This window comes from Staphylococcus sp. HMSC072B07 (assembly GCF_001815505.1).
Lineage (GTDB): Bacteria > Bacillota > Bacilli > Staphylococcales > Staphylococcaceae > Staphylococcus > Staphylococcus simulans.
In genome coordinates this window covers 1-20,679 of sequence record NZ_KV820921.1, presented here as the reverse complement: position 1 = coordinate 20,679, position 20,679 = coordinate 1, and the positions used below count along the sequence as shown (strand labels likewise).

At 32.7% G+C, this 20,679-nt stretch carries 12 protein-coding genes and 1 pseudogene; 5 read left to right on the top strand and 8 right to left on the bottom strand.

Features of this window, described 5'->3' with window-relative positions:
* The 3 genes from HMPREF3031_RS13605 to HMPREF3031_RS09250 form a co-directional block, all read left to right on the top strand.
* The coding region (locus tag HMPREF3031_RS13605; RefSeq protein WP_218086518.1) for a hypothetical protein at positions 1-184 on the top strand (184 nt) is incomplete at its 5' end.
* Entirely contained in the window at positions 184-1,536 is a 1,353-nt protein-coding gene (gene dptG / locus HMPREF3031_RS09255) for a DNA phosphorothioation-dependent restriction protein DptG (protein ID WP_002480084.1), read from the top strand. The genes HMPREF3031_RS13605 and dptG, both read left to right, overlap by 1 nt.
* Complete coding sequence (locus HMPREF3031_RS09250) at positions 1,517-6,754, top strand: helicase HerA domain-containing protein (protein WP_070684466.1); 5,238 nt, start codon at positions 1,517-1,519, stop codon at positions 6,752-6,754. Before dptG ends, HMPREF3031_RS09250 begins: the two co-directional genes overlap by 20 nt.
* Positions 6,755-6,818: 64 nt before the next feature.
* Here the strand turns inward: HMPREF3031_RS09250 and HMPREF3031_RS09245 are convergent, their stop codons facing one another.
* From HMPREF3031_RS09245 to lpdA, 4 genes are read right to left on the bottom strand one after another with little or no spacing between them, the layout of a single operon-like run.
* Positions 6,819-8,072 carry a dihydrolipoamide acetyltransferase family protein gene (locus HMPREF3031_RS09245; RefSeq protein ID WP_070684467.1) on the bottom strand — a complete coding sequence of 418 codons (1,254 nt, stop codon included), beginning with the start codon at positions 8,070-8,072 and terminating at the stop codon, positions 6,819-6,821.
* Positions 8,073-8,090: 18 nt separating this feature from the next.
* A complete protein-coding gene (locus tag HMPREF3031_RS09240; protein WP_002480080.1) occupies positions 8,091-9,131 on the bottom strand; it encodes an alpha-ketoacid dehydrogenase subunit beta in 1,041 nt (346 codons plus the stop codon).
* A gap of 20 nt (positions 9,132-9,151) precedes the next feature.
* Positions 9,152-10,099, bottom strand: coding sequence for a thiamine pyrophosphate-dependent dehydrogenase E1 component subunit alpha (locus tag HMPREF3031_RS09235; protein WP_002480079.1), 948 nt, complete (start codon positions 10,097-10,099; stop codon positions 9,152-9,154).
* Between the two features lie 23 nt (positions 10,100-10,122).
* A complete protein-coding gene (gene lpdA / locus HMPREF3031_RS09230; protein WP_002480078.1) occupies positions 10,123-11,475 on the bottom strand; it encodes a dihydrolipoyl dehydrogenase in 1,353 nt (450 codons plus the stop codon).
* Positions 11,476-11,914: 439 nt separating this feature from the next.
* Here lpdA and HMPREF3031_RS09225 point away from each other — a divergent pair, with 439 nt between their 5' ends.
* Entirely contained in the window at positions 11,915-13,663 is a 1,749-nt protein-coding gene (locus tag HMPREF3031_RS09225; protein WP_037556102.1) for a DUF2075 domain-containing protein, read from the top strand.
* Entirely contained in the window at positions 13,656-13,994 is a 339-nt protein-coding gene (locus tag HMPREF3031_RS09220; RefSeq protein ID WP_002480076.1) for a nucleotide pyrophosphohydrolase, read from the top strand. Before HMPREF3031_RS09225 ends, HMPREF3031_RS09220 begins: the two co-directional genes overlap by 8 nt.
* A gap of 156 nt (positions 13,995-14,150) precedes the next feature.
* Here the strand turns inward: HMPREF3031_RS09220 and HMPREF3031_RS09215 are convergent, their stop codons facing one another.
* From HMPREF3031_RS09215 to HMPREF3031_RS13030, 4 genes and pseudogenes are all read right to left on the bottom strand, one after another.
* Positions 14,151-15,260 carry a transposase gene (locus tag HMPREF3031_RS09215; protein WP_070724838.1) on the bottom strand — a complete coding sequence of 370 codons (1,110 nt, stop codon included), beginning with the start codon at positions 15,258-15,260 and terminating at the stop codon, positions 14,151-14,153.
* Between the two features lie 2,237 nt (positions 15,261-17,497).
* Entirely contained in the window at positions 17,498-19,066 is a 1,569-nt protein-coding gene (locus HMPREF3031_RS09210; protein ID WP_031262850.1) for a YfcC family protein, read from the bottom strand.
* 490 nt (positions 19,067-19,556) lie between these two features.
* Positions 19,557-20,489 carry a carbamate kinase gene (gene arcC / locus HMPREF3031_RS09205; RefSeq protein ID WP_002480072.1) on the bottom strand — a complete coding sequence of 311 codons (933 nt, stop codon included), beginning with the start codon at positions 20,487-20,489 and terminating at the stop codon, positions 19,557-19,559.
* A 14-nt stretch (positions 20,490-20,503) separates the two neighbouring features.
* Positions 20,504-20,679, bottom strand: a pseudogene (locus HMPREF3031_RS13030) (ornithine carbamoyltransferase subunit F); the annotation flags it as partial.

Below are 20,679 nucleotides of genomic sequence, written 5' to 3'. Positions count from 1 at the left end.
TTCAAGTTATAACGGTAGTTTGTCTACGGTCTGGAAAGACTCTATAGTCTTTTCTGAATTCGTTGAAAAAATTCTTAATGAATCTGTGTCTAAAGAAAAAACTATAATAAGTCTTATTGAAAATAACAAAAAATACCAAGTACAAAAAGGGTTTTTAGGATACGAAATTAAGGAGGTAAAATAATGGCAGATTTAAGTACACAGTTAATAAATAAATTAAAACTCTCTAATGATAAGCCTAACTTTAAAAGAAATTTCAAAAACAAACTACTGCCCTTTTTTACAAGAAATCCAGAAAGGGCTAAGTTTTCACAAGGTTTTGAACCTGTAATAGGAGCTTTATCAAGAATGAGTATAGGTTGGGACCCTGTATATTTAACAGATAACTATAATATAGATAATATTGTGGAAAATGTTGACAGTGTTCAATTATTAGATGGTTTTGAAATGGGAGAAGATGAAAAGCATAAATTTCTTTCAAATTTATTTAATGAATCATCTATAAAGTCTTTTAGGCACCCATTCCTATTAAATTATTATACTCTCAGTGAAAATAATGAAAAAAAGGGAGAAGTTGATGTTGCAAAATTTATCATGAAAATCTTTGATTTAAGTAATGACGAGAACTGGAAAAAGTTTATAAGTGATAGATCTACATCTAACTTAGTTGAAGATATTCTAATTGAATCATTAGAAAAGATCCCCCAACAAAAAACTGATAATCAATTTGTACTAATTAATAAAGAAATTTTTCGAGAAAGATTTGAAGATTTATCATTTCTTTTGGAACATAAAGACTTTGCTATAAAAAATTTAAGCTTGTTCTTCTCCTTTTATTATTTTCAGTTTTTAATGCAGACGGTTCTTACTATAGATCGCTTTAATGTCGATGATAGTAAGTTGTTTGAATTGTACTATACATTAGATTCAGAAAAGATAACGAGTACAAGAATAACGAATAAAAGAGGTTTCAACTTAATAAAAAGTATTTATAAAAATATTTTAGCTAATGATAACTTGATAGGGTATTTAAATGAGTTGTTAGAATACGAAACTTTCTACTCTTTACAAGACATAAAAAATATGGATAACAGTGATAGACAAAAGTTAGATGATGAATTAAAAACAGTTCTAGAAATGTACAAAACATCTATGTCAAAACAAGAATTTATACCGGAAGATTTAGACGACAAAATTTTAATGTTTAGAGATTGGCTTGTTAATGATGTTTCTAATGAGACAATATCAAGGTTTCCTAAATCTATCGAAGAAATAGGAGATCTATATTTCTTGAAAAGAAGAGGACAACTAGGAAAAGTGCTAACTCTTAGAAAAGAATTGATTATCTTATTAACAGCCCTAATTGTTAAAAGTGAAAAAATGATAGTTACTGAAGTGTTCAATGAATTTGAAAAAAGAGGAGTATTTTTAGATAGATATTCAAAAGAAGAAATAGTGGAATTATATGAAAAAATGAATATTTTAGATAAAAAAAGCGATAGTGGGGAGGCTAAGTATGTCAAGCCAATATTATAATTTTTTAAGCGGAAAACTCATCTCTTTCCTTGAAGAGAGTACTCTGAACTCAGGAGATAGATATTTCCTTATATTAAACAATGAAGCTGAAATAGAAAAACTGCAAAGAGCGATTTATCATACTGAAAATAAAAAGATAAAAATGTTTGAAAGTAAAGAATTTCAATTTTCAACCGAATCAATAGAAATTCAAAATCGTAATGTTATTTTTGTATTTGCAAAACAAGGGGTTAAGAATGACTTTTTAGTTACTATTCGTAACAAAGTTTCCTTACAGGAGAATGAATGGAAAAACTCTGTAGTTATATTTGTAATCAGTGAAGATCTTGATAGTATAACAGGAGGCGCTTTCGATTTAGCAAAACAAGGAGCACCATTTCACACTCGTACTTTAAGAAATGATTTAAAAAAGCAAGTAAGTAATAGAAAGAGTCAATTAGAAGACCATGAAAAAATTGTAATGGAATTTGTGATCAATAATACATTTGACGATGAATTAGTTAAGTATACTTTGATGGATTTTGAAGCTGTATTTAGCATTATAGAACAAGGGAAAATAGACAAAGAAAACTATTTCCAACTAGGATTATTTGAAGATAAACAAATTGGAACTTTCTCTAACAAAGAAATAAAGAATAGATTAGAGAAAAATAAAGAGTTGTTTGATGATGTTAACTATTTCCACGATAGAGGGAACCCAAAAGAAGGTTTAGAAGAAAATTTTGATAATGAAAAAGTAGTAAATTCCCTTTCTAAAGATGATTGGTACGAAATGGATTTTGAGACTGTTAAAAACAGTAAAGATGCTATGGACCAATTAAAACGTATTCAAATGAATTATCTTGAAGAAGATTTTTTAGAACAATTTAAAAATATAGAAGTATGGGACAAACCTAAAGGGAAAACTAAGGTTCAACAACGAGAACGAAGTATAGTTATTTTTAAAAATGGTGAACATTTAGAAAAAGTTAAACTTCCTTTTGATATTCCACCCGAAAGTAATTATATTGTTAAACGAGGTATGAAAAATTTAAATTTGACAAATAATTCAAAAGAAGAAGTGGAAATAAAAGCTCAAAGAAAAAATATTATTATTGATACATCAAAGCTTAACGAGAATGATGACCACTATTTTGAATTTAGTTACAAACACAATAATAATAATTCTTTAACTTTCAAATTCAGGATATTAGTTGTTAATTTTAGTAGTGAATTGATTGAAAATTTAAAGACTGATTACTCTTTGAAGTATGATTCAAAGACAAAAATGGTAGAAATATCAGTGAAAGATATAGAAAATGAACTTTTAATAAACAATCAGCCACCAAGAGAAGTGACTGTTAGAGAGAATGGTCAAACTTTTGATATACAATCTGAAAATAAATTTAAATTCAATAATTTGATTGCGGAAGACGAAGCTAATATTTATATAACTTTAAATATTAATGAAGTTTATTATAAATTGACATTAAGTGAAATTTCTAAAAAATTAGCCCCTATATCTGGTTTTGCTTTGATGAAGAAATTATATGATAAAAAATTATCAATAGAAAATCAAAACAAAAAGGTAATACAAGGTAACGAAGAATACCACCTATACACTACATTTAAAGATTTATTAAATTTTGAAGAAAACATGATGAACAATGATTATATGTGCGGGAAAATCATCGATGATAATTTTTACGGAGATAGGATAGAATTAAAACCAGCACTAACTGAAGTCTATGATGATCTATTAGCAGAAATAAAAAGGTACAACACTTTACCAAGTTTAATGTATCTAGAAGGTAGTCTTTTAGAGAAAGCAGAAGAATATTGTGCTTTGTTTGAGCAAGAATTGAATGAATTAAAAGATAATGAAAAGGTAGATGATATTTACACTCAAAATATTCATGAAGTAGGTGTTATTAAAGGAGATAGTATTTTATATCTTACGCCTTTACACCCATTGGTTTTAAGATATGAAATTCAAAAAACCAAAATGATTAAAGATAGTAAAATACCAGAAAAGATTTTAAGAAAATTTAATTCTGCTGGTCTTTTGCCATATTTTGTAGAAGAGGATCAATATTATTTCTCAAATTATGAAGATTATTATCCAAGAGGTATTATTTTCAAACCCTATACTTCAAAAAATAAGGCGAATGCTGAAAAATTAAGTAATATAATAAAATCTAGACTGTCTGATTTTAAAAAGCATTTCAAATATTTGTTTAGCATTAGCGATGAGTTTTCACTAAATACAAGATTTGTTGATATAGAAGATTATAAGATGGTATTAAAAGGTGTTTGTGAATATATTTTAAATGACTTCACGAACAACCGTTATATAAGTTTAATCAATCCAATTAACATCTTCTTAGATAAAGCTGATAATGAGATTGAAAGTCCAGTATTCGAAGAGTTTTATAATTTGAAAAGTTATAAGGAACTAACAGAAATGCTTGGAGTTAAAGTTCCAAACAAATTGAAAAACAATAATGAAGAAGAAGATGTTATAAAAACATTGAAAGATAAAATCAACATATACTTTAACCATAGTGACAATCTATTTCATATCACATTTTTAAACTTTGATCAGAAACCTCAGTTCAGTGTTAATGACTTTAACAAATTAAACTGTTCTATTGCTCATGATGGGTTACTTTCTGATCTAACTTATACGAAAATGGGAAATAGCTTCGTATCTGGTTTTGGTGTAAAGGGTCTGACATCTCATAATACTCTCGTTAATAGTGCGAAAATATGGAATAGTTTTATTTCTAATAATCAAAATAGACGTCTAAATCCATATAAAAAGAATGAAGTTATAGCTAATAATGTAATTAGTTTATCGGAACAAAACCTGCAACCAATATTTGATAATTCAAACTGGGTAACATTTATTGACCCGTCAGTAGATTTGTCTTATTTCAATGATAATGAACAAGATCTTTATGTTATTCATTATAATGACCAAACCTCATCATTTAATTATGAGTCCATCACTGTGACTAACAACACATCTCAATATGAAAATGTGTTAAAAGAATTTTTAAATAAAGTGAATGTAAATTTCCAACCTGAAAATATGGAATCTATAATTCGCTCATTTAATATCTTGAACGGAGAATGGTTATTATCCATTATAGGTACAAGAAGTAGTAGAAGTCTTGAAGTAGATAATAAGGTAAGAGAAAAACTAAGCATAATTGCTGCATACAAAACAATACTTGCTTTACTTGAGAGAAGTGACATTACTTGGATTCCAGTATCATTAGAAGAAATTATAAGAGTAAGTAGACAGCAAGGTCTAGATGCGAGTACGGATATTTTCTCAGCAAAAGAATTAAAACATAAAGGGTCTATTTCTGATGATTTATTATTTGTTGGATTTGAGTTAGACGAAAATAATGAAGGAGTATTTTATCTATTACCTGCTGAGGTTAAAGTAGGAATAAATGACTCATCAGTGTTAAATAAAGCTTCATTGCAAGTTTCGGAATTATATAAGGTACTTAATAAGCATCTAATAAATGATGATGATATTTCATTTACTAGAGATTATTATAGATATTTCTTCGCCAATATATACTTTGGGAACTTGAAAAAATTTATTGATAATGGTGTAATTCAAGATGAAAAGAAAGTCAAAGTATTGGAAAGTAAGACAGATGTATTAAACAATAAAATTAAATTTAGTAATAATTTTAATATATCTACAGCAAAAGGGATTTCAGTATTTTTCACTGAAGGTAACAGTTATAGGAAAATTACTAAGCAATTAGATAATAATATTGCTGAACTTCATTTGACTGAATATGATGCCTATATAGATGCTGAAAAAAGTTACGAAGATTTGAAAAATGAAATACAGAGTGGCAAAAAAGGATTGAAACTAAGCAATATAGACATTGATTCGGAAAAAGATACAGGTAAAGATAATGGTGAAGACAACAACAAACCTCTAACAATTGAAGTTGAACCGAATAGTAATTCGAATACAGATGACACTCCAACTGAGGTTCCTGTATCAGAGGATGCTCCACCTATCATTACTCCTCCTGAGGATACTAATGTCTTTGAATCGAAAAGTGGTGATTTCAAAGTTGAAAATAAAGTTGAAGGAAAAAGGATTCTGTTAGGCAATATACATGGAAGTGTTGAAAAGCTATATTGGGAATATGGCAATAAAGGCTTGCCTAATCGTCATTTACTAATTAGTGGAAAATCAGGGCAAGGTAAAACTTATTTTATGCAATGTCTGTTGTATGAAATGTCAAAAAATCATATTGATAGTTTAGTAGTCGATTATACAGATGGGTTCTTAGAGACACAATTAGAAGATGAATTTAAAAAAAGACTGCAAGATCAGCTTAAAATCGAATATATTTTCAAAGATAAATTGCCTATCAATCCGTTTAAGAGAAATAACATTGATTTGGGAGGATTTTTGATAGAAGAAACAAATGAAGATATTGCAGATAGAGTCGTTCAAATCATTGATTTTGTTTTTAGCTTAGGTATTCAACAAAGCAGTTTATTGAAAGAACATATTAGAAGTGGTCTAAGTACTTTTGATGAAAAACTTACTTTTGGAATTATAAAACAAAGATTGATAGATGAAGATACTGCTCAATCGTTAAATTTACAAGGTAGAATAAGTAACTTATTGAACAAGGATCCATTTGCATATGAAAACAATTCATTTAACTGGAAGGATGTATTTGGAAACAGCGGAGATGTTAATATATTCCAATTAAAAGGATATACCCCAGAAATACAGAAAATTATTACAGAATTTTTATTATGGGATCTATACAACTTTACAGAAAGAGAAGGGGATAAAAACTCTCCTATACCAGTGTTATTAGATGAAATGCAGAACCTCAACCATAAAGAATCTTCACCTACAACTAAGATTCTAAAGGAAGGCCGTAAATTCGGTTGGTCATCCTGGTTAGCTACTCAGTCCATTAATTCTATAAAGAATTCTGGTGGAGATACTGCAGCACTTTATAATGCAGCTTTACAAATTCACTTTGCCCCTCCAGAAGATCAAATAACTAATGTAAGTAGAACAATTGCCACAGATAAAAATTCAAGATTAAGAATTGAAAATCAATTATCTTCTTTAAGTAAGGGACAATGTATGGTTAATGGCTATGCAATGGTTAATGATGAATTAAAAAAAGTTACAGAAGTATTAGATATTACTCCATTAGAAGAGAGATAATATATAACATAAAAATGAAAAAACCAGGTCTGTTGATTTCATACACAGACCTGGTTCTTTATAATTATAATATTAATAAATAAGGATTCTCCACATATCTTGCTAACACTTTTAAGTACTCTGCAGCATCAGCACCATCTAATAACTGGTGATCAAATGTTAGACTGAGTGGTAAACGTTGAATTTGCTTTACATTGCCATCCTGTATAACAACTTCTGATTGCATAGCACCAACACCTAGGATGCCCGCTTCACCCACATTTAAAATTGGAGTAAAGTACTCAATCTCACTTGTACCCATATTAGTGATCGTAAATGTAGCACCAGATAAGACAACATCATTAGTTTCACCATTACGTACTTTTTCTGCAGAATCTTTAATTTCATTTGCTAATGCCCCGATGCTTTTACTATCCGCTTCTTTAATCACAGGTACCATCAGTCCATCATCTAATGATGTCGCAATACCTAAATGTACTTCATCAAATTCTTGAAGCTCACCATTTTCATAGCGGACATTAATTTTTTTATACTCTTTTAGTGATAATACTACAGCCTTAGCGAGCAATGCTGTGATAGATAACTTCACATCTTGTCCAGCATTACTTAACTCTGTAGCTAATTTTTCTTTAAATGATAATAATGGATCAGCATTAACTTTACGGTGCAGAGTAAGTTGTGCTGTTTGTTCGAGACTCTGACGCATATTTTGAGCAATACGTTTACGTATTGGATTTAATCCTTCTCCTGCAGTAGAAGATGGAACAGAAGCAGCAGAAGGTGTATCAGTCGTATCTTGACTCTCTTTATCTAATCCATTTTCAAGAACACGCTGTATATCAAGTTTGGTAATTCTTCCATTTCCGCCTGTGCCTTCGATACGAGAGATATCTAAATTGTTTTTATCTGCCATATTGCGTGCCAGAGGAGAAATGAATATACGTTCTCCTTTATTCTGAGTAGCACTAACTTCTTTAGGAGATGGAGACTCGTTAGTATCATTTGAATTCACATCTTTTTCTTCAGAAGTTTCATCTTTTTCTGAACTGTTTTCTTGCTCATTTTCTTCAACAGTCTCTCCACTTTCTCCTATAACCCCAATAGGTGTTTTGACTTTCGCTTCTTCACCAGCTTGAGTAGTGATTTTTATAATAGTTCCGTCAGCAGGGGCTTCAACATCTTGTGTTAATTTTTCTGAACTGATTGAAACGATAATGTCACCTTTATTTACTGAATCACCTTCTTGTACATGCCATTCTTCAACAGTTCCTTCTTTCATTGTCATGCCTAGTTTAGGCATCATAATATTTGTGCTCATTTTATCCACCCCCTTAACTTAAGATTTTACTTTCTTTAAATCAGCAATTAGTTCATCAGCTACATCTAATACTTTTTCTACACTTGGAATGTATGCTTGTTCTAAGTTTTGAGCGAAAGGTACAGGTGTATCTGGAGCAGTAACTTTTTTAATAGGTCCATCTAAGTAATCGAATCCAATATCACCAATTACTGAAGCGACATCTCCAGCTATATTACATTGAGGATTAGATTCATCTATCACAATCAAACGACCTGTTTTCTTTACTGATTCTAATACCGCTTCTTTATCCCATGGAGAAATTGAGCGTAAGTCGATGACTTCAGTTGAAATATTATCTTCAGATAACTTTTCAGCAGTGTCTAAAGCGGTCTGTACCATTTTTCCTATTGCTACAATTGTTAAGTCATCGCCTTCTTGTACGACATTAGCTTTTCCGATTTCAACAATATAGTCTCCTTCAGGGACGTCACCTTTCATACTTAGTAATGTCTTGTCTTCTGAGTAAACAACTAAATTATCGTCTTTAATCGCTGCTAAAAGTAATCCTTTAGCATCATATGGATTAGAAGGGACTACTACTTTAACACCAGGAATACTAGCAAAAATATTATATAGTGTTTGTGAGTGTTGCGCAGCGGCACCAGCGCCAGCACCATGGACAGTTCTAACTACCATTGGAATCTTGGCTTTACCGCCAAACATATATCTCATTTTTGCACCTTGGTTTAAAATAGGATCAAGTCCAAACCCGATAAAATCATTGAACATTAATTCTGCCACAGGTCTTAAGCCTGTTGCAGCAGCACCGACTGCGGAACTTAAAGTAATATGTTCAGCGATAGGTGTATCGATCACGCGATTACGTCCATATTTTTTAACTAATCCCTTTGTAACACCGAATACACCGCCGAATGAATCATCATCTTGTAAGTGATCTACATCTGCACCGCCGGCTACATCAGTACCAATTAATATAACGTTTTCGTCTTGTTCCATCGCAATATCCATTGCTTCGTTTACGGCTTTCATAAATGTGATTTTACGTTCTTCTCCCATTGTCAGTTCCCCCTTTAAGCTTATGCAAATACATCTTTATATAAAGAATCTAAATCTGGTAATTCACTATTTTCACCAAATTCTACTGCATCTTCTACAGCTTTTTTCGCAGCTGTTTCAATTTCATTTGCTTCATCTTCAGTTAACAAGTCATTTTCAATGGCATATTTTCGGAATTCTTCAGTTGGATTACGATCAGCATTTCGGTCTTCTTTTGATTTTACTTTTTGTTCATCGCCTTCAAAGTGTCCATACTTACGATAAGTATCACACTCTATAAGCGTAGGACCTTCGCCATTTTTAGCACGTTCGATAGCTTCTTTTGCTGCATCATATACTTCTACTACATTCATTCCATCTACATAAACACCAGGCATGTTATAAGCTGAAGCTCTCTCAGCAATTGTTTCTGATGCACTTGCATATTTATGTGTAGTACCTTCACCAAATTGGTTGTTTTCACAAACGAAGATAACAGGCAGGTTTAAAATCGAAGCGAAGTTTAAGCCTTCATGGAAGTTTCCTTCGTTTGCTGCACCATCTCCAAAGAAGCATACAGCAACATTATTTTTGCCTTGGTTTCTTAAAGAAATACCAGCACCAGTTGCTAAGCCGAAACCGCCACTTACAATACCATTGGCACCGAGCATACCTTTATCTATTTCTGCCACGTGCATTGAGCCACCTTTACCATGGCCTAAGCCGTCTCGTTTACCCATGATTTCAGCCATCATACCGTTTAAGTCGCAACCTTTAGCAATAGCATGTCCGTGTCCTCGGTGTGTACTCGTGATATAGTCATCATCTTCTAATAAAGCCATTACACCCGTTGCGACACCTTCTTCGCCAACGTATAGATGCACGAATCCAGGGATTTCTCCTTTGCCAAATATCTCATGTACTTTGTCTTCAAATTCACGGATTTCATTCATTGTTTTATAGATCCAGCGTGCTTCTTCTTTATTCATAACTAATTCCCCCTTAAAAATAGCTATTTATGAATTGCTTTATTTAGATAACTATCTGCAGATTCTCCCATTACTTCTAAAAGAGAAGGGTGAGGTTGAATCACTTGCGATAATTCTTCTATTGTTCCTTCAGATACTTTTACACCTAGCAGTTCACCAATTAACTCAGTAGCATTAGGCCCGGTAATAAAATCACCTAATATTTCACTATATTGAGTATCAATAACGAGTTGAATAAAACCATCTGTCTCTCCCTCAATCAAAGCTTTAGCATTACTTTGGAATTGAGCTTCGACTGTTTTAACTTTATAACCTTGTTCTTCTGCTTGTTCTTGAGATAAACCTACTGAAGCGGCTTCCACACGCGTATAGATACAACGTGGAATCATTTCATTTTGAATTGCTTTAGGTTTTAAACCAGCAATACTTTCTGTTGCCACGATTCCTTCAGCACCCGCAGCATGAGCAAGCTGATAACTATTTACTAAATCTCCAACGGCATAAATGTGTGGGATGTTAGTTTGATAATTTGTATCAACCTTTAAAAATGATTTTTCATCTTTTTCGATATTGAGTTCATTAATGACTTGAAGGTTCGGTTTTCTGCCAGTCGCGACAAGCAGGGTATCAAAGTTAATATCTTTTTGATCTTTTAATTGGATATGATCTTGGGTAACCTTATCAATTGTGCATTGCGTTAAAATTGTAATGTCTTGAGAATCTAAATGTTCTTTTAATACGGAGCGGATTTCTTTAGTTTCAGTGAGTAAGATATCATCAGCGACTTCTATAATTGTCACTTTAACACCTAAGTCAGCCATTGATGATGCGATTTCTGTAGCAATAACGCCACCACCAATTACTGCTAATTGCTTTGGTAGTTTTTCGATTTTGAAGATAGTGTCTGTAGTGTGATAGTTTGTTTCTTTTAGTCCAGGGATAGGAGGAACGAATGGAGTACTGCCAGTTGCAAGAATAATGTCTTTAGCCTTGATGGTTTGCTGATCAACTTTAATGGTTAAGTCTTCGTTTACAATTGCTTCACCCTTAATCTGATCAACTTTGTTTTGTTTAAGTAAATGCTCAACACCGCCAGTTAATTGAGAAATTACTGTCTTCGATCTAGAGAGCAATTTAGAATAATCTATGTCTAAATTTTCAGTGTGTATTCCCCAAGAGTCAGCAATGTTAATGTTTTGAACTTTTTTACCATATTCTAATAATAATTTGGATGGTATACAGCCAACGTTTAAACAGGTTCCCCCAAAATACTGTTTTTCAACGATAGCTACTTTTAAACCTAATTGTGCTGCTCGAATAGCAGAAACATAACCACCAGGGCCAGCGCCAATAACAACTAAGTCATATTGTTTCAAATTATCGCCCCCTTAATATAAAAGATGGAAACAAGTAAACATTCACTATGTAAGCGCTTACTTAGTTTATTCTCATTTTACTTAATATTTTCTAAATATTCAAATAAATATGTGCAACTCTAAAAAATTTACAGGAATATTGAGTAGCAATTTGTGATAAATCAATGATTAGTATTAAAGTTAGAAGCATTCATCGATTAAAAATTACAACTGATATGTAATTACTGTTTATAAAATGAGAATCAGTATATAAAGGCTAAAATTAAAGAGAACGGTATTAAAAGAACATGAAAGAAAAATACATTGTGTATAAATGTATTTTGGAAGCTGAATCGTATGGTGGTTTTATTGTTTTCCTATTCACTGACACTTATAATTATCTTAAACGGGTGTGTAGTATTTTATTACTACAATATTAATGGTGTATTAGGTGATTAAAATGAATAGGAAAAGAAAGCCGATAATTAAACAAATAAAGTATTCAATGGAGGATTTAAATCATTTTGTGGACGTATGGGAAGGCTCTGAGGATTCGAAGTATCTGTTGAAGTATCCTACGGTTTATATCATTAATGATGATAAGCAAAAGGGTTTTAAGGTGTATGTAGGGGAGACAGCTGATATTAAGGAGCGTACTTCTCAGCATTTATTGACGGATGCGAAGACAGTACCTTATTGGGCAGATTTTTCGTTGTCGTTAACGTCGACTATGTATGTGATTGGTCATCGCTATTTCAATAAATCTCTAACGTTAGATGTGGAGAATCGTTTGATGCAGTATTTATCAAGTGTTGATAGTATTGAATACATCTATAATAAGAGAGCAAACCAACAAAACGATTATTATACAGCTGATCAATTAGATGATATCTTTACGGATATTTGGAAGAAGTTGAATAAAGAGAATAATATTTTGTTCCCAGTAGAAAGTATTATTAGAGATTCAGCGATATTCAAAGCTTCCCCGTTTCATAAATTGACTCAGGAACAAAATAAAGCTAAAGAAGCGATAACGGGTAAGATAAAAGTAGCGTTACATAATAACTTAGAAGAACAGCTGGTGTTGGTAGAAGGTGAAGCGGGTTCAGGTAAAACCGTATTAATGAGCAGTTTGTTCTTTGATTTAAAACGAACGTTGTTAGAAGAAAATGATAACCAGCCTTTAAGTGTGTATTTGTTAGTCAATCATGATGAACAATTAAAAGTTTATCAAGAAATTGCGAAGAAATTAGGGTTGTATGATCCAAAGAATAAAAAACAAGCGATAGTAAACAAACCTACCAGCTTTATTAATCAGCGCAGTACTGAGGATAAAGTAGATGTAATCATTGTAGATGAAGCGCACTTATTATGGACACAAGGTAAGCAATCTTACCGTGGACAAAACCAACTGAAAGATTTAATTGCCCGAGCAAAAGTAGTTATTGCGGTATTTGATAGAAACCAAATCTTAAGTACTGAACAAGTGATAGAAGCAGACCAGTTAGAAAAATTGGTGTCAGAAACTAAAGAAAATAACAATCACATACATCTTAATAATCAAATGCGCATCAATAGTAATGAAGATACTGTAGATTGGATTCGTCGCCTCATAGATAAACAAACCATTGATAATATTCCTGAAGATGATAAGTATGATATTAAAATATTTGATCAACCTAAGCAGCTAGAACAAGCAATACGAAATAAAGCTCAATCTCAAGACTCTGGTATTTCACGTTTACTCGCAACGTATGACTGGAAGTATAATAGTAAAGCACCTGAAGAAGCGGATTATTGGCGTGTACGCATTGGTGAATGGAGCATGCCTTGGAACAGTCAACTCAAAGTTAGTAAACGAGAAAAATCTTTATCTTGGCCTGAACAAAGTCAAACTATTGATGAAGTAGGTTCAACATTTACCGTACAAGGCTTCGATTTAAATTATGCAGGTGTGATTATTGGTCCATCTGTTAAATTTAGAGATGGTAAAATTATTTTTGACGGTTCAGAGAGTTATAATCAAAAAGCAACTAGAAATAGAACACTCTCAGATAACACAAAAGCTAAATTCACAGAAGAATTGCTTAAGAATGAATTAAACGTCTTATTAACACGCGGCGTCAACGGCTTATATATTTACGCAGTAGATGAAGCTTTGCAAAATGAACTTAAACGTGCCGCTAATGGAGGTATAAACCATGAATAATACAGAACAACTCATCCAAGAAATTAATGATTTTCGTAATGCGAGAAACTGGAGACCTTATCATAATGAAAAAGATCTCGCAATTTCTTTATCGCTTGAAGCATCTGAACTTTTAGAACTGTATCAGTGGAAACAGCCTGAAGAAGTCAACGAGACAAAGCGTGAGCGTATCGCTGAAGAGTTGGCAGATGTCTTGATATACAGCTACATGATTGCGGATAACTTAGAGATGAATATTGATGATATTATCCGCGAAAAGTTGAAGAAAAATGCGATTAAGTATCCAGTAGAGAAAGCTAAAGAGTCAAATAAAAAATATACAGAGTTATAACATGTGAGGACTGCTTAGCGCAGTCCTTTAATTATTTAATAGAGCTCTCTGTTTTTAAGTTTTATACGTTTAAAGAAGTTGTTGAACTCCAAGTGTTTCATAAAACAAGAAATCGCCAGCTCTGCTGATTCTGGGCTCGCATAAACATAAGGGCATTCACTCATTTTTTTTAACTTCTTTATTGATACGTTCTGCGCTATTACTTGTCAGTACATAGTTGTAGTTAGGTGCGACAGGTATTGTCAGATACGTAAAGCAGCTTTCAAAGTATTGATTTAATAAATTTATACCTTCCTCAAAACTTGGATAGTCTTTCGTTATTTTTACTAATTCTTTTTTGATTTCTACATTGACTTGATATTCAGTATTAGGCTCGAATAGTGTAGCTACCAGTTGACGTGCTTGTTTCGCAACGTCTTTTGGTGGTTCAGCATAGTCATCAGTATTTAAGACACGTTCAAAAGCTTCATTCAACGCAATTCTCATAGATCTAGAACATACTTGATATTTCATCGTTGGAAAATGTTTTGAACATATTTTCATTAAAGCAGGTGATAGGTCAGCTGAAATCATTAAAGGCGGATTCATCCCACGATTTTTCAATTCATTGAAGAGTTGTGTCCAAACCACATTTTCTTCTTCAAAAGAAACAGTCAAAGTTAAAATATCTCTATATCCATATTCATTGATGCCAGTGATTGTATAGAGTTTCGCAAAGTCAATATGTGCACCGTCAAATACAGGGAGTTGAAGGGCATGCGCATGAATAAAGTGATAGTGAGTACGATCAAGCAAACGTTTGCGCCATGTATTTGTTTTAAGACTCAATACACTTTTTAAATGAGAGATGTGAGATTCAGTGATGGAGTGTCCCCAAAAATAATAGAGCGCATTATGAATTGAACCTTGTGTTAAACCATGAACATGATTTTCCAGCAATGAAATACACATCGCTGCTTCAGGTAATGCATAACTTAAGACAACAGAAGGTTCGAATTCAGTGAACAGACGTTTAGGAAAGTTGATATCCAGTTGCCCCATTTTAAGACGATAACCTTGTTGGTAAGCCTCAGTAGTTAAGTTTGAGATAGGGATATAATTGTCACGTAATATTTTTACTACGTTGAGTGGATATTCATGATGAAGATGTTGTGTTAAAGAAATCAACTCTTTCTTTGAATCAATATCCATGTTGCTTTCTTTGATTTCAGAAACTAAGTTTGAAATAGGATAGGTCATGTGCAGTTCTTTATGAAATTGAGTCATGAAAATATTCTCCTGTCTGGATGTCATTGAATTAATAATGTGTAAGCTAAATTGAAAATAAATTAATTTATAGTCATGGAGAGCTCATTCATAAGCGCGCACCTGTCAGTGGGAAGTAAAGATTGAAGTTATAAATTGTGATACTTGTAAATTCATGTAATGGGAGTATGTATTGGATAAAATATGGCATATTAAAATTTCCTTTCTCTGATGTCTAGAATTAATATGGTTTGGAAATAACTGCGATAATCTTAAACAAGATTGAGTTGTGTTATGTATCAATTGCGTGTTTCTAAGTTGTTCAGTTAGTTTGTGAATCAATTAGAGTATTACTTGAAAATAAAACTACAATGTCGATTGTCGACTAAAGGGAAAATAATGTGCTATTAACGTAAGAGGAAATGGTATTGAACGCTATGAAATAAAGTGAGTTGGATATAGCGTTATATTTAAGTGATGTACCTCAAAGAGAGGTAATGAGATAGTTGAATTATAAAGTGCTTTTTAATTTTTGTAAACACCTTTTTCGATAAAATAATAAAACAGTTTGATAATACTGAATTTCAAACAATGAAAAAGGACTTAGAATATAAACAGAGAGAATGTTTGAATGCCTTTAAATAGCTGCTTAATATGATTTTAAAACGATTGATGTATTCAATGAGAAGCTAACCATTCTTTTGATTAATTGAATATATTGCAAGCAATAAGAATATGTATGTTTTTATAAGAAATTAAAGCGTGGTTACATTCATTTAAAATTTAAAATATTTGATTGACAATAGAAATAGGGGAGTGCTAAGATTTTAGCATGTAGTCTTTCCAAGAAGCTACATAACCGTTTTCTAGCATGAGACTAGACATTCTATTCTGATTGGGCTAGATCAAAAAGTTATCTTTATGGTCTGGCCTTTTTGCTTTGTTAGAAACAAAAAACCGCCCAAAAAGGGCGGGTCATCAAGTTGTGAATTTAAAAGTTGCGCTTCAAAACAAAAAAGAAAATGACAGCATCTTTGTCTTGCTTTGAAGACAAGAAAAAGTATATAGGATAACTTTTGATAAGTAAAGAACTTTTATTAAAAAAATCACGATAATATTTCACTTCATATATAGCGAAAAAATTATCGTAAACCACAAAGGTTTTTTTAACACTAAAACTCGAAAAACACAAATTCAAGATTTTTTTGATATTGCTAAATTACTTTAATCGTTGTTGTGGTGCGGTTTTAGAAAAATAACATTTTTTACTTTATGATAGTGATAACCACCAAGAAATTGTATGAAACCGTAATGATTGTAAAAAAATCTATAAAAATTTTAAGGTTTTTCTTGACTATCAAAAAACATGATGCTAATATTTAGCCATGCACAAGACAAACACCTCTCAAAAAAGGAATCCAACTTTGATACAAATTGAGAGAAAAACAGGCCAAAGTCCAATTTGTATTTGCAGTTGTGAAAGGTGCGCGTACTGTGCAAGATTGAATTGCTGAGTTCATAAATAGAGATCGAACTTCATGAAGGTTTAACAGCACAGTAATTCAATTGACCTGACCGATTAGGTTTGTAGCTGGTAAAAAATAACTAACGAAAGGCAATCTTTCGCATAACGGTTATATTATTTCTGGTTAGAAATCCAGTTAGACAAACATCGGTATTAGAAATTCACTCCTTCTTTAAGGATACAACTATTATTTACAAGTTCGTATCACAATGAGATATAGAAAATTTGTAATACAAAATTCGAGAGAAAAAGAAAATGAATTTTTATTTGAGACATAGAGAGAGAAATCGTCACAAATAGGATGCGTAAAAAAGTTAGTGTCCCTATTATTATTAAACACCATATAGGTGGGTTTAAATTGATGCAGTATGAGAAAAAGAGAATTACTGCAGCGGTTTAAACCAAAGCTTTAAAATTAAGTAGAATTTTTTAAGATATGTTGGATGCGTATCGTAAAAATCATTAGATTTAATAACTTTTTATCATTCATAAGTGTGGAGGCTTATCGTAATTGTTTACGATGAGCCTCTTTTATTTATACATAAATTTGTTATTCGTCAATGTAATAAAATATTACTTGTTCAGCGATCCAGTCACTATCACTTTTTTTACTGGATAGGTACACTAATTTTACTGTTTTACTAAAAAATCATGAGTTTCTTCCTATTATAAATGTAAAAGCAGAGACCTATTCAGATCTCTGCTTCAGAATACCTATTTAATTTTGTTTTAATTATGAGTAGATTAATACTTGTGTTACTAACATTGCACCACCGAATACAAGTACGAATACTACAACTGGCCATACGAATCGGAACCAGTGTGAGTATCTCATATCCAACATTTGTAATGTTGCCATTACAAGTCCTGTAGGTGCTAAGAATAACATTGCATATTGTCCGAATTGATAAGCAGTTACAATAACAAATCTTGGAATACCAACAGTATCTGCTAGCGGTGCGAAAATTGGCATAGACAGTACTGCTAGACCAGAAGATGATGGTACGATAAATCCTAGGAAGAAGAAGATAATCAATAAGATAATAATGAATATCGGACCACTCACATGAGATACGATGTCAGATGAGAATTTCAAGATTGTATCTGAAATTAATCCTTCATTCATAACTAAGTTAATACCACGCGCTAAACCGATGATTAATGATACACCTACTAAACTAGAAGCACCATTAATAAAGGCATCGACTGTTCCTTTTTCTCCTAATCCTTGTTTACCCATACCTGCAATGAACATGATAATAATCGTTACAGATAAGAACATTGCGGCCATGACTGGGAACCACCAACCTTGAGTCATTACACCCCAAACCATAAGTGGGAATGGGATAACGAACAAGATTAAAATGATTTTCTTACGCCAAGTGAATTGATCCGCATGTGCATCTTTACCCATAACAGACCATTGTTCATTGAATTTCTCACGGTCTTCATAAGAGTAAGAAGCTTTTGGATTCTTTTTGATTTTTTGTGTATACCAATATAAATAACCAATAACAAAGATTGCACCAATGATACAACCTGCGATACGCCAATATAGCCCTTCAGTGAAGGCAATACCTGCAGCGTTAGAGGCGATAACTACTGAGAATGGGTTAATTGTTGAGAAGGTTGTTCCGACGGAACTGGCCAAGAATATGGCCCCTACACAGACAATTGAGTCATAACCCATTGCTATGAATATTGGCACCAGTATTGGATAGAAGGCGACGGCCTCTTCCTCAATACCACACAAGGTTCCTCCAAGTACCATCAGGATAGAAACCATGAAGATGAGCATAAACTCATGACCTTTAGTCTTTTTCGTTAACGCAAGTAATCCAGATTCAAATGAACCACTGGCACTTACAACACCAATCAGTCCACCGAGTACAAAGATGAATACCATAATATCAACGGCTTCGATTGTTCCGTGAACCATTGCGCTTGTAATTTGGTCAGGTCCTGCTGGATTTTGTTTTAATCTTTCGTAAGTATCTGGGATAGAAATAGGTTTATTAATTGCGCCGGATTCAAACTGTTCTATGTTGATTTTGACGCCCATTTTATCTAATTCTTCTTGGGTTCCCGGCACTTTCTTAATTTCTTTATGAGGGTTTTCAATTTTTAATTGATCAGACCCTGGTTCATAAGATAATTTAGAATACGCACCCGCTGGAATCAGCCATGTCGCAATAACAGCAACGATTGTTAAAATGAACAAAATGGCAAAGGCACCAGGCATACGAAGTTTAAATTTTTTCTTCTTTTTAGGGGGCTCTGTTGATTCTTTAGCAGCATCCATTTGATTTGCATGATCCATTATAATCATCTCCTTATAAGCAAGGGAATCTCAAAAATGCAGTTATCATATTCGAATGTCAGATAAAAAAGACAAGATACATTTTATTCAGCCCATACGCTTTATTTATATATTGGTTCCAGCTTCAAATGTCATAGAGACTATCGATAGATATATAGACTTTGACATTCTTCGGCTGTTAAATTTATATTCAAAAGCTATCCAACGCAGGACTTAAAAAAGTTATCAAAGATTAAAGTGTAAGAATACTCTTTATTTTTGCGTAAAATTTTTTTGAATCAGCGAGATCCGCTCATTCAAAATTCTGTGTATGATAGGACTTGAATATAAATTATGTAACAAAATATTTATAAAAGGCCTGAACAAGTTGTAACAAATGTGAGATTGTTCAAGCATGTTCAGGCACTTTTTATAATCAATATATCTGTCATGATTCACTATCTATTGAGCATTACCTACCATCAATAGCGAATTATTTTGTAATCACTGTACCCACTTTGCCTTCTAATGCAGCATCTAGATTTTCTAGAGAAGTAATGAGTACTTCGCCTTCTGGGTTCTTTTCAATGAATTGAAGAGATGCTTCAACTTTAGGTAACATACTACCTTTAGCGAATTGACCTTCTTCAATATATTTTTCCATATCAGCAGTAGTGACTTTAGTTAATTTTTCTTCGTTTTCTTTACCGAAGTTGATGAAGATATAATCGACTGCAGTTAAAATGATTAACTTATCAGATTTGATGTGTGCCGCAAGAATCGCACTTGATTTATCTTTGTCGATTACTGCGTCTACACCGTGTAAGTCGCCGCGGTCGTCTTTAACAACAGGGATACCGCCGCCACCACCAGCAATAACGAGTGATCCGTTATTGATTAAATCTTCAATACTTGGTAGCTCAACAATTTCAATTGGCTGTGGAGAAGGGACTACACGACGGTAGCCACGACCAGAATCTTCTACGAATGTGTATTTACGTTCTTTAGCAATTGTATCTGCTAAATCTTTGTCATAGAATTTACCAATTGGTTTTGTTGGATTTTCAAATGCTGGGTCTTCTTTAGAAACCACTGTTTGTGTGACTAAAGTCACAACAGGTTTCTTAATATCTAAATTGTGTAGTTCGTTTTGTAAACTTTGTTGTAGTTGATAACCAATGTACGCCTGACTCATTGCACCACATTCTGGGAATGGGAAGGCTGGACCTTGATCATGTTCTGCCGCAAAGTTTAATCCTAGGTTGATACTGCCGACTTGCGGACCGTTGCCGTGACTGATGACTACTTCGTGGCCTTTTTGAATCAATGCTACAAGTGATTTTGATGTGTTTTCCACTAGCTTTAATTGTTCTTGTGGGGAATTGCCTAAGGCATTTCCTCCTAATGCTACTACGATTTTAGCCATACTTTGTGTCCTCCTTATCCAATATCTCCTAGAGTCGCAACCATCACAGCTTTGATAGTGTGCATACGGTTTTCAGCTTCTTGGAATACAACAGAGTGTTTGCCTTCGAAGACTTCATCTGTAACTTCCATTTCTTTTAAGCCGTGTTTATCAAAGATTTGTTTACCGATTGTTGTGTCAGTGTTGTGGA

Excerpts from the sequence above, each read along its gene's own strand:
- dptG (WP_002480084.1), top strand. The coding sequence starts at position 184 with ATGGCAGATTTAAGTACACAGTTAATAAATAAATTAAAACTCTCTAAT.
- HMPREF3031_RS09250 (WP_070684466.1), top strand. The coding sequence starts at position 1,517 with ATGTCAAGCCAATATTATAATTTTTTAAGCGGAAAACTCATCTCTTTC.
- HMPREF3031_RS09245 (WP_070684467.1), bottom strand. The coding sequence starts at position 8,072 with ATGAGCACAAATATTATGATGCCTAAACTAGGCATGACAATGAAAGAA.
- HMPREF3031_RS09240 (WP_002480080.1), bottom strand. The coding sequence starts at position 9,131 with ATGGGAGAAGAACGTAAAATCACATTTATGAAAGCCGTAAACGAAGCA.
- HMPREF3031_RS09235 (WP_002480079.1), bottom strand. The coding sequence starts at position 10,099 with ATGAATAAAGAAGAAGCACGCTGGATCTATAAAACAATGAATGAAATC.
- HMPREF3031_RS09225 (WP_037556102.1), top strand. The coding sequence starts at position 11,915 with ATGAATAGGAAAAGAAAGCCGATAATTAAACAAATAAAGTATTCAATG.
- HMPREF3031_RS09220 (WP_002480076.1), top strand. The coding sequence starts at position 13,656 with ATGAATAATACAGAACAACTCATCCAAGAAATTAATGATTTTCGTAAT.
- HMPREF3031_RS09215 (WP_070724838.1), bottom strand. The coding sequence starts at position 15,260 with ATGACTCAATTTCATAAAGAACTGCACATGACCTATCCTATTTCAAAC.
- HMPREF3031_RS09210 (WP_031262850.1), bottom strand. The coding sequence starts at position 19,066 with ATGGATGCTGCTAAAGAATCAACAGAGCCCCCTAAAAAGAAGAAAAAA.
- arcC (WP_002480072.1), bottom strand. The coding sequence starts at position 20,489 with ATGGCTAAAATCGTAGTAGCATTAGGAGGAAATGCCTTAGGCAATTCC.